Annotated in this window: 16 protein-coding genes; 13 read left to right on the forward strand and 3 right to left on the reverse strand. The window is 57.7% G+C overall.

Going from position 1 to position 12,739, the window contains the following annotated elements:
* The first annotated feature begins 8 nt into the window (after nucleotides 1-8).
* From cysD to rpoS, 12 genes are all read left to right on the forward strand, one after another.
* Entirely contained in the window at nucleotides 9-917 is a 909-nt protein-coding gene (gene cysD, locus IM273_RS01545; RefSeq protein WP_008499613.1) for a sulfate adenylyltransferase subunit CysD, read from the forward strand.
* A gap of 9 nt (nucleotides 918-926) precedes the next feature.
* A complete protein-coding gene (gene cysN, locus IM273_RS01550) occupies nucleotides 927-2,351 on the forward strand; it encodes a sulfate adenylyltransferase subunit CysN (protein WP_045261235.1) in 1,425 nt (474 codons plus the stop codon).
* Nucleotides 2,351-2,956, forward strand: coding sequence for an adenylyl-sulfate kinase (gene cysC / locus IM273_RS01555; RefSeq protein ID WP_028014242.1), 606 nt, complete (start codon nucleotides 2,351-2,353; stop codon nucleotides 2,954-2,956). The genes cysN and cysC overlap by 1 nt, the downstream gene beginning before the upstream one ends.
* Nucleotides 2,957-3,014: 58 nt before the next feature.
* Entirely contained in the window at nucleotides 3,015-3,341 is a 327-nt protein-coding gene (locus tag IM273_RS01560; protein ID WP_028014241.1) for a DUF3561 family protein, read from the forward strand.
* A gap of 79 nt (nucleotides 3,342-3,420) precedes the next feature.
* Complete coding sequence (ftsB, locus tag IM273_RS01565) at nucleotides 3,421-3,732, forward strand: cell division protein FtsB (RefSeq protein WP_003862095.1); 312 nt, start codon at nucleotides 3,421-3,423, stop codon at nucleotides 3,730-3,732.
* Between the two features lie 19 nt (nucleotides 3,733-3,751).
* Nucleotides 3,752-4,462, forward strand: coding sequence for a 2-C-methyl-D-erythritol 4-phosphate cytidylyltransferase (gene ispD, locus IM273_RS01570; protein WP_028014240.1), 711 nt, complete (start codon nucleotides 3,752-3,754; stop codon nucleotides 4,460-4,462).
* Complete coding sequence (ispF, locus tag IM273_RS01575) at nucleotides 4,462-4,941, forward strand: 2-C-methyl-D-erythritol 2,4-cyclodiphosphate synthase (protein WP_006811766.1); 480 nt, start codon at nucleotides 4,462-4,464, stop codon at nucleotides 4,939-4,941. Before ispD ends, ispF begins: the two co-directional genes overlap by 1 nt.
* Nucleotides 4,938-5,987, forward strand: coding sequence for a tRNA pseudouridine(13) synthase TruD (gene truD / locus IM273_RS01580; RefSeq protein ID WP_193050571.1), 1,050 nt, complete (start codon nucleotides 4,938-4,940; stop codon nucleotides 5,985-5,987). Before ispF ends, truD begins: the two co-directional genes overlap by 4 nt.
* Nucleotides 5,968-6,729 (forward strand): 5'/3'-nucleotidase SurE, encoded by a 762-nt coding sequence (gene surE / locus IM273_RS01585; RefSeq protein WP_028014238.1) that lies wholly within the window; start codon nucleotides 5,968-5,970, stop codon nucleotides 6,727-6,729. The genes truD and surE overlap by 20 nt, the downstream gene beginning before the upstream one ends.
* On the forward strand, nucleotides 6,723-7,349 hold the full coding sequence (locus tag IM273_RS01590) for a protein-L-isoaspartate(D-aspartate) O-methyltransferase (RefSeq protein WP_028014237.1): 627 nt from the start codon (nucleotides 6,723-6,725) through the stop codon (nucleotides 7,347-7,349). Before surE ends, IM273_RS01590 begins: the two co-directional genes overlap by 7 nt.
* Nucleotides 7,350-7,465: 116 nt before the next feature.
* Nucleotides 7,466-8,590 (forward strand): murein hydrolase activator NlpD, encoded by a 1,125-nt coding sequence (gene nlpD / locus IM273_RS01595; RefSeq protein WP_041908436.1) that lies wholly within the window; start codon nucleotides 7,466-7,468, stop codon nucleotides 8,588-8,590.
* A gap of 59 nt (nucleotides 8,591-8,649) precedes the next feature.
* Nucleotides 8,650-9,642 carry an RNA polymerase sigma factor RpoS gene (gene rpoS, locus IM273_RS01600; RefSeq protein WP_013098493.1) on the forward strand — a complete coding sequence of 331 codons (993 nt, stop codon included), beginning with the start codon at nucleotides 8,650-8,652 and terminating at the stop codon, nucleotides 9,640-9,642.
* A 52-nt stretch (nucleotides 9,643-9,694) separates the two neighbouring features.
* On the opposite strand, the gene IM273_RS01605 is transcribed toward rpoS, so the two are convergent.
* Together IM273_RS01605 and IM273_RS01610 are read right to left on the reverse strand one after the other, a co-directional pair.
* Entirely contained in the window at nucleotides 9,695-10,072 is a 378-nt protein-coding gene (locus IM273_RS01605) for a DUF4440 domain-containing protein (RefSeq protein ID WP_049002053.1), read from the reverse strand.
* On the reverse strand, nucleotides 10,069-11,271 hold the full coding sequence (locus IM273_RS01610; protein ID WP_193050570.1) for an MFS transporter: 1,203 nt from the start codon (nucleotides 11,269-11,271) through the stop codon (nucleotides 10,069-10,071). The genes IM273_RS01605 and IM273_RS01610 overlap by 4 nt, the downstream gene beginning before the upstream one ends.
* A gap of 108 nt (nucleotides 11,272-11,379) precedes the next feature.
* Here IM273_RS01610 and IM273_RS01615 point away from each other — a divergent pair, with 108 nt between their 5' ends.
* On the forward strand, nucleotides 11,380-12,267 hold the full coding sequence (locus IM273_RS01615; RefSeq protein WP_193050618.1) for a LysR family transcriptional regulator: 888 nt from the start codon (nucleotides 11,380-11,382) through the stop codon (nucleotides 12,265-12,267).
* Here the strand turns inward: IM273_RS01615 and IM273_RS01620 are convergent.
* Nucleotides 12,264-12,671, reverse strand: a complete 408-nt coding sequence (locus IM273_RS01620) for a MarR family winged helix-turn-helix transcriptional regulator (RefSeq protein WP_028014232.1) — start codon at nucleotides 12,669-12,671, stop codon at nucleotides 12,264-12,266. The genes IM273_RS01615 and IM273_RS01620 overlap by 4 nt on opposite strands.
* Nucleotides 12,672-12,739 lie beyond the last annotated feature (68 nt).

The following is a 12,739-nucleotide window of genomic DNA, read 5'->3' on the forward strand; positions in this document are numbered from 1 at the left end:
GAACGGTTATGGACCAAAAACGACTTACTCACCTGCGGCAGCTCGAAGCGGAAAGTATCCATATTATCCGCGAAGTGGCCGCCGAGTTCTCTAACCCGGTGATGATGTACTCCATCGGTAAAGATTCCAGCGTCATGCTGCACCTGGCGCGTAAAGCGTTTTATCCGGGCACGCTGCCGTTCCCGCTGCTGCACGTGGATACCGGCTGGAAATTCCGCGAAATGTACGAATTCCGCGACCGTACCGCCAAAGCCTACGGCTGCGAGCTGCTGGTGCACAAAAATCCGGAAGGGGTGGCGATGGGCATTAACCCGTTCGTCCACGGCAGCGCCAAGCATACCGACATCATGAAAACCGAAGGGCTGAAGCAGGCGCTGAACAAGTACGGTTTTGACGCGGCTTTCGGCGGCGCGCGGCGTGACGAAGAAAAGTCCCGTGCCAAAGAGCGAATCTACTCCTTCCGCGACCGCTTCCATCGCTGGGATCCGAAAAACCAGCGCCCGGAGCTGTGGCACAACTACAACGGCCAGATCAACAAGGGCGAAAGCATTCGCGTCTTCCCGCTCTCTAACTGGACCGAGCTGGATATCTGGCAGTACATCTATCTGGAAAACATCGAGATTGTTCCGCTGTACCTGGCCGCCGAGCGCCCGGTGCTGGAGCGCGACGGCATGCTGATGATGATTGACGACGATCGTATCGACCTGCAGCCGGGTGAAGTGATCAAAAAACAGATGGTCCGTTTCCGTACCCTCGGCTGCTGGCCGCTGACCGGCGCGGTGGAATCGAACGCGCAGACGCTGCCGGAGATCATCGAAGAGATGCTGGTGTCCACAACCAGCGAGCGACAGGGGCGCGTGATTGACCGCGACCAGGCAGGCTCCATGGAGCTGAAGAAACGTCAGGGTTATTTCTAAGGAGCCGCCATGAACACCACTATTGCTCAACAAATTGCCAACGAAGGCGGCGTGGAAGCGTATCTGCACGCCCAACAACATAAAAGCCTGCTGCGCTTTCTGACCTGCGGCAGCGTGGATGACGGGAAAAGTACCCTTATTGGCCGCCTGCTGCACGACACGCGCCAGATTTATGAAGATCAGCTCTCTTCCCTGCATAACGACAGCAAGCGTCACGGCACCCAGGGCGAAAAACTTGACCTGGCGCTGCTGGTGGACGGCCTTCAGGCGGAGCGCGAGCAGGGCATCACTATTGACGTGGCCTATCGCTATTTCTCCACCGAGAAGCGCAAGTTTATTATCGCCGACACCCCGGGGCACGAGCAGTACACCCGCAATATGGCGACCGGCGCATCCACCTGCGATCTGGCGATCCTGCTGATGGACGCCCGTAAAGGCGTGCTGGATCAAACCCGTCGCCACAGCTTTATCTCCACTTTGCTGGGGATCAAGCACCTGGTGGTGGCGGTCAACAAGATGGATCTGGTGAACTTCAGCGAAGAAAAATTCGAGGAGATCCGCCAGAGCTACCTGACCTTTGCCGAACAGCTGCCGGGCAACCTGGATATTCGCTTTGTGCCGCTCTCGGCGCTGGAAGGGGATAACGTCGCCTCCCAGAGCGCGAACATGCCGTGGTACAGCGGCCCGACGCTGCTGGAAGTGCTGGAGACCGTTGAAATTCATCGCGTGGTCGACACTCAGCCAATGCGCTTCCCGGTGCAGTACGTGAACCGTCCAAACCTCGATTTCCGCGGCTTCTCCGGCACTATTGCTTCCGGTTCCGTGAAGGTGGGGCAGCGCGTGAAGGTGCTGCCATCCGGCGTGGAGTCGGCAATCGCTCGCATTGTGACGTTCGATGGCGACCTGCAGGAAGCCGGGGCAGGGGAAGCGGTCACGCTGGTGCTGAAAGACGAAATTGATATCAGCCGCGGTGACCTGCTGGTCGACGCGCAGGAGACGCTGGCGGCGGTGCAGGGCGCTTCCGTGGACGTGGTGTGGATGGCCGAACAGCCGCTGACCGCAGGCCAGAGCTACGACATCAAAATTGCGGGCAAGAAAACCCGCGCCCGCGTGGACGGCATTCAGTTCCAGGTGGACATCAACAACCTGACCCACCGTGACGTGAGCGAGCTGCCGCTGAACGGTATCGGCCTGGTGGATCTGACCTTCGACGAGCCGCTGGTGCTGGATCCGTATCAGCAGAACCCGGTGACGGGCGGGCTGATCTTTATTGACCGCCTGACCAACGTTACCGTCGGCGCGGGCATGGTGCGCGAGCCTAACGCGCAGGCGAGCGTGACCTCTGAGTTCAGCGCCTTCGAGCTGGAGCTGAACGCGCTGGTGCGTAAGCACTTCCCGCACTGGGGCGCCCGCGATCTGCTGGGAGGCAAGTAATGGCCGCCCATGATGAGAACGTCGTCTGGCATCCTCATCCGGTCACCGTCGCCCAGCGCGAACAGCTCCACGGCCACCGTGGGGTGGTGCTGTGGTTTACCGGGCTGTCTGGCTCCGGTAAATCCACGGTGGCGGGCGCGCTGGAAGAGGCGCTGCATCAGCAGGGAGTAAGTACCTACCTGCTGGATGGCGACAACGTGCGTCACGGCCTGTGCAGCGATTTGGGGTTCAGCGACGACGACCGCAAAGAGAACATTCGCCGGGTGGGCGAAGTCGCCAGCCTGATGGCAGACGCCGGGCTGGTGGTGCTGACGGCGTTTATCTCACCGCACCGCGCCGAGCGCCAGATGGTGCGCGAGCGCGTGGGTCAGGATCGCTTTATCGAAGTGTTTGTCGATACGCCGCTGGAGATCTGCGAAGCGCGCGATCCGAAAGGGCTGTACAAAAAAGCGCGTGCCGGCGAGCTGCGAAACTTCACCGGAATTGACTCGGTTTACGAAGCGCCTGAATCGCCTGAGATTCACCTGGAAGGTCAACAATTGGTAACAAATTTAGTAAGCCAATTATTAGACCTGCTCAGACGGGACGATATTATCAGATCCTGAGGCGGTATCGTTCGGGAGCTGTCTTCCCGAACGATGAGTCACGGTCACAGGATTAGCTATGCGCAACAGTGAAAACTACATTATCACCACCGGGTCGGAACCGTTAACCACCGACAATGAGACGACCTGGTCCTTCCCTGGGGCGATAGTCGGCTTTGCGTCGTGGTTACTGGCGCTGGGTATTCCGTTTTTGATCTACGGTGGTAACACCCTTTTCTTCTTTCTCTACACCTGGCCCTTCTTCCTGGCGCTGATGCCCGTTGCGGTCGTTGTCGGGGTTGCGCTGCACTCCCTTTTCAACGGCAAGCTCCTGTACAGTACGGTTATCACGATTGCCACCGTTGTCGTCATCTTTGGCCTGCTGTTTTTATGGCTGATGGGCTAACTTGCGACATAATTAAAACCCCGCAGTAGAGTCGAACGGAAAGTTATGGGATGATGATGCCGTTTTTTCAGGGGGCAGGATGGGTAAACTAACGCTGCTGTTGCTGGCTTTGCTGGTCTGGCTGCAATATTCGTTGTGGTTCGGTAAGAACGGGCTGCACGACTACAGCCGGGTGAGCGATGACGTCGCGGCTCAGCAGGCAACAAATGCCAAACTTAAGGCGCGTAACGATCAACTCTTTGCTGAAATTGATGACCTCAATGGCGGCCAGGAGGCGATTGAGGAGCGCGCACGCAATGAACTCAGTATGACTAAGCCGGGCGAAACCTTTTATCGTCTGGTTCCGGATGCGTCTAAACGCAATCAGGGCTCAGCACAAAACAATCGATAATCAGGCCCAGGATTACGACATGGCAGCAACTTTTTCGGACGTATGTGCCGTGGTGCCGGCCGCAGGTTTTGGCCGGCGCATGCAGACAGAATGTCCCAAGCAGTACCTCTCAATTGGCGATAAAACGATCCTTGAGCACGCCGTGGCGGCGCTGCTGGCGCACCCGCGGGTGACGCACGTGGTCATCGCCATCAGTCCCGGCGATGCCCGCTTTGCGCAGCTGCCGCTGGCAAACCACCCACAGATTACCGTCGTTGATGGCGGCGCCGAGCGCGCCGATTCCGTGCTGGCGGGCATTCAGGCTGCCGGAAGCGCCCAGTGGGTGCTGGTCCATGACGCGGCACGTCCGTGCCTGCATCAGGACGACCTGGCACGCCTGCTGGCGCTGAGCGAAACCAGTAAAGTGGGCGGCATTCTGGCCGCGCCGGTGCGCGATACCATGAAGCGTGCCGAGCCGGGCAAGCGTGCCATCGCCCACACCGTTGAGCGCGTCGACTTATGGCACGCGCTGACGCCGCAATTTTTCCCCCGCGAACTGCTCCACGACTGCTTAACGCGTGCCCTTAATGAAGGCGCGACCATCACGGACGAAGCCTCCGCGCTGGAGTATTGCGGTTTTCACCCCACGCTTGTTGAAGGGCGCGCTGATAATATAAAAGTGACGCGCCCGGAAGATTTACAGCTCGCGGAATTTTATCTTACCCGTTCGACCCATCAGGAGAAGGCATAATGCGAATTGGACACGGTTTTGATGTACACGCCTTTGGCGGAGAAGGCCCAATTATCATTGGCGGCGTACGTATTCCTTACGAAAAAGGGCTGCTGGCGCATTCTGATGGCGACGTGGCGCTGCATGCGCTGACCGACGCGCTGCTCGGCGCTGCCGCGCTGGGTGATATCGGCAAGCTGTTCCCGGACACCGACCCGGCCTTTAAAGGGGCGGACAGCCGCGAACTGCTGCGCGAAGCGTGGCGCCGTATTCAGGCGAAAGGTTACACACTCGGCAACGTCGACGTGACGATTATTGCCCAGGCCCCGAAAATGCTGCCGCACATTCCGCAGATGCGCGTATTTATCGCTGAAGATCTGGGCTGCCATATGGACGACGTCAACGTCAAAGCCACCACCACGGAGAAGCTGGGCTTTACCGGTCGTGGCGAAGGGATTGCCTGTGAAGCCGTGGCGCTGCTGGTGAAGGCGGCAAAATGACGGACTTCGATAACCTGACATACCTGCACGGCAAGCCGCAGGGGAACGGGGTGCTGAAAGCCAGCCCGGAAGATTTCCTCGTGGTTGAGGATCTGGGCTTTGAGCCCGATGGCGAAGGCGAACATATCCTGGTGCGTATTCTGAAAAACGGCTGCAACACCCGCTTTGTGGCCGACGCGCTGGCAAAATTCCTCAAAATTCACGCCCGGGAAGTGAGCTTTGCCGGGCAGAAAGATAAACACGCTGTCACCGAGCAGTGGCTCTGCGCCCGCGTGCCCGGCAATGCGATGCCTGATTTAAGCAAATTTGAGCTTGAAGGCTGTAAGGTGCTGGAGTACGCCCGCCACAAGCGCAAGCTGCGCCTGGGGGCGTTGAAAGGCAACGCATTTACGCTGGTGCTGCGCGAAGTGACTAACCGTGAAGACGTTGAAAAACGTCTCAACGCCATTAATGAACGCGGCGTTCCGAACTACTTTGGCGCGCAGCGCTTTGGCATTGGCGGCAGCAACCTGCAGGGCGCGCTGCGCTGGGCGCAAAGCGATGCGCCGGTGCGCGACAGGAATAAACGCAGTTTTTGGTTGTCGGCGGCCCGCAGCGCGTTGTTTAATCAGATTGTGAGCGAAAGGCTGAAAAAACCGGACGCGAATCAAGTTGTTGTTGGCGATGCGCTACAATTAGCGGGACGCGGAAGCTGGTTTGTGGCAACGGCCGAAGAAATGGCCGATGTGCAGTCGCGCGTGGATGCCAAAGCGCTGATGATTACCGCAGCTTTGCCGGGCTCAGGCGACTGGGGCACCCAGGGCGACGCGTTGAGCGCTGAGCAGTCCGCCGTGGCGGATGCGCCGGAATTACAATCCTTGCTGGTGCGGGAAAAAGTCGAAGCAGCGCGCCGCGCGATGCTGCTCTATCCGGAGCAGTTAAGCTGGAACTGGTGGGATGACGTGACCGTCGAGTTACGCTTCTGGCTGCCGGCAGGTAGCTTTGCCACCAGTGTTGTCAGGGAACTAATCAACACCTCGGGTGATTATGCGAATATTGCTGAGTAACGATGACGGGATCCACGCGCCGGGCATTCAGACCCTGGCGAAGCACCTCCGTGAATTTGCGGATGTGCAGGTCGTGGCCCCCGATCGTAACCGCAGTGGAGCGTCTAACTCACTGACGCTGGAGTCGTCGCTTCGCACCTTTACCTTTGAAAATGGCGATATTGCCGTGCAGATGGGCACGCCGACGGACTGCGTGTTTCTGGGCGTGAACGCGCTGATGCGCCCGCGTCCGGATATCGTCGTCTCCGGCATTAACGCCGGGCCGAACCTCGGCGATGACGTGATTTACTCCGGAACGGTAGCGGCGGCAATGGAAGGGCGCCATCTGGGGTTCCCGGCGCTGGCGGTCTCGTTAAACGGCCACACGCACTACGATACCGCCGCCGCGGTGACCTGCTCGATCCTGCGGGCGCTCGGCCGCGAGCCGCTGCGTACCGGGCGCATTCTGAACATCAACGTGCCGGATCTTCCTCTCAATGAAATTAAGGGCATTCGCGTTACGCGCTGCGGAAGCCGGCATCCGGCCGATCAGGTGATCCCGCAGCAGGATCCTCGCGGCAACACGCTTTACTGGATCGGGCCACCTGGCGATAAGTGCGATGCGGGTCCGGACACCGACTTTGCTGCCGTGGATGAAGGCTATGTCTCGGTCACTCCGCTGCACGTAGATTTAACCGCGTATAGCGCGCATGATGTGGTGTCGGGCTGGCTGGATCGCGCAGGAGTGAACGCGCAATGGTAAGCAAACGTGTACAAACTCTTCTGGAACAACTTCGCGCACAGGGGATCCGCGACGAGCACGTGCTTGAAGCGCTCGCTCAGGTCCCGCGTGAGAAATTTGTAGACGAGGCGTTTGAACACAAAGCGTGGGAAAACGTAGCGCTGCCCATCGGGCAAGGCCAGACGATTTCGCAGCCTTATATGGTGGCGCGGATGACGGAGCTGCTGGAGCTCACGCCCGACTCACGCGTGCTGGAGATTGGCACCGGGTCGGGGTATCAGACCGCCATCCTGGCGCATCTGGTACACCATGTCTGTTCCGTAGAGCGGATCAAAGGTTTGCAATGGCAGGCGCGTCGTCGCCTGAAACAACTTGATTTACATAATGTTTCGACACGACACGGTGATGGATGGCAGGGTTGGCAGGCTCGCGCCCCGTTTGACGCTATCATCGTGACGGCGGCTCCGCCTGAAATTCCCGCTGCGCTCTTGTCGCAGCTGGATGAGGGGGGCATTCTTGTTCTGCCCGTCGGGGACGAGCAGCAGCTATTAAAGCGCGTTCGTCGGCGCGGCGGCGAGTATATTATCGACACCGTGGAAGCCGTGCGCTTTGTGCCTCTGGTAAAGGGGGAGTTGGCCTGAGACTCGGATTTATCCAGGGTTATTAAGGCAAATTCAGCGTATGGTGTGGCGCGAAAGATTCGTGTCATCACGGTAAATTTTAAGTCACTGGTAGTTAACACATTCCTGGGGGATAAATGAGCGCGGGAAGCCCTAAATTCACCATCAGCCGTGTTGCGGCATTATCACTGGTTTCGCTCTGGCTGGCAGGCTGTACAAGTTCCAATAACGCGCCTGCGCCCGTCAGTTCCGTCGGGGGAAACAGCGGCTCCGGTAACACGTCCAGCGGAATGTTAATCACGCCTCCGCCTAAAATGGGTACTGCTGCGCCGCAGCAAACACCACAAATTCAGCCTGTGCAACATCCTGTTACACAGCCAACGCAGATTCAGCCAGTTGAACAGCCTGTTCAGACCCAAAATGGCCGCATAGTCTATAACCGTCAGTATGGGAACATTCCGAAAGGCAGCTATACCGGCGGCAGCACCTATACCGTGAAGCGCGGCGATACGCTGTTCTACATTGCCTGGATCACCGGGAACGATTTCCGTGACCTCGCGCAGCGCAATAACGTCCAGGCCCCGTATGCTCTGGAAGTTGGCCAAACGCTCCAGGTGGGCAACGCAACGGGTACGCCACTGACGCCTGGCAATACGGTTTCAGCGGCCGATGTGACGGCTCAAAATAACAGCGTTAAGCCTGCACAAAAATCCACCACGGTGGTTGCTTCACAACCTGTAATTACGTATTCTGAGGATTCAGGTGATCAGACTGCTAACAAAATGTTGCCGAATAATAAAGGGACTGCGACTGTTGTCACAGCACCGACCACGGCACCTGTGGTTAGCTCTACTGAACCGACTGCAAGCAGTCAGAATGCCAGTTCGTCCATCACCGCATGGCGCTGGCCAACCGACGGCAAGATTATCGAGAACTTCGCAACCTCTGAGGGTGGGAACAAAGGGATCGATATCGCAGGCAGTAAAGGACAGGCTATCATCGCGACCGCAGACGGACGCGTTGTGTATGCCGGTAACGCGCTGCGCGGTTACGGTAATCTGATTATCATCAAACATAACGATGATTACCTGAGTGCCTACGCCCATAACGACACAATGCTGGTCCGGGAACAACAAGAAGTTAAGGCGGGGCAAAAAATCGCTACCATGGGTAGCACCGGAACCAGTTCTACACGCTTGCATTTTGAAATTCGTTACAAGGGGAAATCCGTAAACCCGCTGCAGTACTTGCCGCAGCGATAAATTGACGGGGCATGCCAGCCAGGGTGTCTCGTTCAGGGATCACGGGTAGGAGCCACCTTATGAGTCAGAATACGCTGAAAGTTCATGATTTAAATGAAGACGCGGAATTTGATGAGAACGGAGCAGAGGCTTTTGACGAAAAAGCCTTAGTAGAAGAGGAACCCAGTGATAACGATTTGGCTGAAGAAGAGCTGTTATCGCAGGGCGCCACACAGCGTGTACTGGACGCGACTCAGCTTTACCTTGGGGAGATTGGTTACTCCCCACTGCTAACGGCCGAAGAAGAAGTCTATTTCGCACGTCGTGCTTTGCGTGGTGATGTTGCCTCGCGTCGTCGCATGATCGAAAGTAACCTGCGACTGGTCGTGAAAATTGCCCGCCGTTACGGCAATCGTGGTCTGGCTCTGCTGGATCTGATTGAAGAGGGCAACTTAGGTCTCATCCGCGCAGTTGAGAAGTTTGACCCGGAACGCGGGTTCCGTTTCTCAACCTACGCGACCTGGTGGATTCGTCAGACCATCGAACGGGCTATTATGAACCAGACCCGTACGATCCGACTGCCGATCCACATCGTCAAAGAGTTGAACGTCTATCTGCGTACCGCGCGCGAGTTGTCCCATAAACTGGACCACGAGCCAAGCGCAGAAGAAATTGCCGAACAACTCGATAAACCGGTTGATGACGTAAGCCGTATGCTGCGTCTCAACGAGCGCATTACCTCGGTTGACACCCCGCTGGGTGGCGACTCCGAAAAAGCGCTGCTGGACATCCTGGCCGATGAAAAAGACAACGGCCCGGAAGACACCACGCAGGACGATGACATGAAGCAGAGCATCGTCAAATGGCTGTTCGAACTGAACGCCAAACAGCGTGAAGTGCTGGCACGTCGTTTCGGTTTACTGGGGTATGAAGCTGCGACACTGGAAGACGTCGGCCGCGAAATTGGCCTGACCCGTGAACGTGTTCGTCAGATTCAGGTAGAAGGTCTGCGCCGCCTGCGTGAAATCCTGCAGGGGCAAGGGCTGAATATCGAAGCGCTGTTCCGCGAATAAGCAACCTTTCGTCAAAAAAGGCCCGTCGTGAGACGGGCCTTTTTCTTTTGTGCTACGGCTGGGCCGTTTCGTGCAGCAGACGCCATGTAATCCCGCCGCCTTCCTGATTAAGCACCGCGGTTGACCAGCGCACGTTGACGGGCAGGTCCGGCCGGGTTTGCGTCTCCCGGTAGTGCAGTACCGCGCCACGATCCCAGCGCTCGATCGTGGATAATTCGTCAATGACGATCTTCAGTCCGGGGCGGCTTCCTCGCTGACTGTGCAGAAAGTCCACAAGGCCGTGATAGTCGATATGAACGCCACCCGGTGGGATCATCAGAAAATCTGGCCGGAAACGGGCGAGCAGGGCGTTGGAGTCGCCTTCGCCTTTGCCTAACCAGTTTTCAAGCGCAATGTGGAGGTCGATAATGTCGTGTTCAAAAGGCGTCATGAATTCTCCTGTCGCAGCTGGGCAAGCACCTGCGTATTGTTAAGTCGGAAAACGTACAGTACAGGCAATAGGGTCATGCCTGCGGCAAAAAGAAACATTCCGTGCCATGCGGCAAGCGGCGCCAGATAACTCTGCGCCAGACTCAGCACCTCTGCCAGCAGCAGGGCACCGGCAAAAAAGCTCAACTGTCGATTGAGATTCCACAGCGCGCTGGCATCCGGCATCTCTTCCCGGCGCGTTGTCAGAAAAGCGCTGCTCTGAGCGGTACTGCTGCACAGGCTTCCCCCCGCGCCCATCAGCGTAAACGCAACGACAGGAAGCAGCGTAGCCGAACTGACGTTAAGCAAAAGCAGAATGCCCGTCGCCTGCAGCAGGCAGCCGATAACAATCAGCGGTTGTGGGCCGATACGATTAAAATAGCGTCCCGTCGCCGTGATGGCGATAAACGATGCCACGGACCACGGCAGCATGAGCATACCCGTTGCGGCTGGGCTCATGTTCGCCTCGTGCTGAAGATAAAACATGCCCGTAACGTTCACCCCGATAAATACGCCAGGAACGCATACATAGACAAGCATGGCAAAACGCAAAAGCGGGTCCGCGAGCAACCGCAGGTTGAGCAGCCTGGCCGCTTTCATCGCGGGTATTTCATGTTTAAGCCACAGGCAGGCCAACAAAAAGGTCACGATGGCCACCGGAAGCGTCGCGAAAAATATCCACCGCCAGCTTAGCATCTGGACCAGCAGGCCCCCGATAGCGGGGGAGCAGGCGGGAGCAAGCAGCGCGACCAGCATGACCGCCGAGGAGAGTCTGGCTCGCTCGTGAGGCTGAAACAGTTGCCAGGTCAGCGCCTGTCCGACGGGGATCAGTAAGCCACCGCCCACGCCCTGCAGCACGCGCCAGGCGATCAGACTTTCCAGCGTTGCAGACAAGCCTGCCGCAGCAGAAGCCGCGCTGAATAGAAAAAGCGAGATCAGGATGACCCGCTTTGGTCCGAAGCGGCGCGTGAGCATGCTGCTAAACGGGATCGCCAGCGTCAGGCCGGCAATGTACCCGTTACTGACCCAGGCAAGCGCTGAAGGCGTGGCGTTAAGAGCTTGCGCCATCGCCGGAAAAGCGACGCTGGCAATAAACATGTTGATCAAATCAAGAAAAAAGCCCAGCAGATAGACAGCGGCGACTTTGCTGCGATACGTCATGGTGGATCCTCCCGTGAGGTGGCGTATCGTATCGACCCCGGAAGCACGGATAAACCTGACAAAGCGCGATATACTGTCAAAAAAATTTTGACGGTAAAAGGCGTAATGATGATTAACCTACAGCGGACGCAGATGTTTGTTGCGGTGGCCGATACCGGCAGCTTTACTGCCGCAGCCGATGCGCTGGGCCTGACAAAAGCCGTGGTCAGCTTCAATATTCGCCAGCTCGAAGCCGAGCTGGGGGTGACGCTGCTGCTGCGCTCCACCCGCCGCCTGACGTTAACCGAGGCGGGAGCGCTTTTTCATCAGCGCAGCGTGGCGCTTCTGAAGGACGCAGAACGGCTGCAGGATGATGTTCGCGCGAATCATGCAGGACTCACGGGGGAATTGCGGATCACCACCACGCCTGAGTATGGTTCGCGGGTCGTGGTACCGTTGCTGGCAAGGTTTAGCCTGCTGCACCCGGAGCTTCGCGTGCGTCATGTTTCGTCTTCACTCCATGCCGACCTGATCTCAGAGCGCTTTGACGTGGCTATTCGGTTGGGAACGCTTACCGACTCGCGCTACCACGCCGCATTGATTTCACATTTTTCCATCCTGCCCGTCGCGACGCCGGAATGGCGGATGAATCATCCGGTTGAATCGCTTGCGCAGCTGGCGCAAGCCGACTGGATTATTCACGAGCGCTTAGCGTCGCCGCTGCGCTGGCAGGTAAAAGATGCCAGCGGTGCGTCTGAAATGCTTGAGATAAAAAAAGCGCCGCGCCTGTTTGCCGACAGCGCGCAGGCGCTTATGGCTTTTGCGCTTGCGGGAAGTGGCGTGGCGTTACTGCCGGAATGGCTGGTGCGCGATACGCTTGATGCGGGAAAACTGGTCCCGGTTTTACCGGAATATACCTTCGCGCGGCAGGGCATCCACGCGGTTTATCCGGATGCCCGGCACGTGCCTGCGAAAGTGCGCACCTTTATTGATTTTATGCGCGCCAGCGTGAATTAATCGTGCATCATCTTTTTGATGAGCGCAGAGAACTGCTCCCGTTCGGCCTTATTAAGACGCCCTAAAAACGCCTCATCCACCTCGTTGCCGACCGGCTGGCAGTCTGCAAGCAGGGCTTCGCCTTCCGGCGTCAGGAAGACAAACCGGCGGCGCTTGTCTGCGGGATCGTGCTCGCGTTTGACCAGCCCGCGCGCCTCCATTCGGCTGAGCATCTCCGCCAGCGTCGCCTTCGTGCTGACCGCCACTTCGGTCAATGCCACCTGCTCAATGCCCGGGTGCTCGGCAATGGAGCGCATAACCGCATACTGCGGCTTGGTCAGTTCCGGCAGGGAATGTTGCCACTTAGCTGTATGCTGTTGAAAAAGCTGACGTAACAGGTGGAACGCCTCTTGTCTTAGTTCCATGAACACTCCGACAGAAAAAATCACCCCCTATGATAGCCGCTAAAGCCCGGGATGATAACGCGGGATTT

Source organism: Enterobacter cloacae complex sp. P13B, from assembly GCF_014895915.1.
Lineage (GTDB): Bacteria > Pseudomonadota > Gammaproteobacteria > Enterobacterales > Enterobacteriaceae > Enterobacter > Enterobacter bugandensis.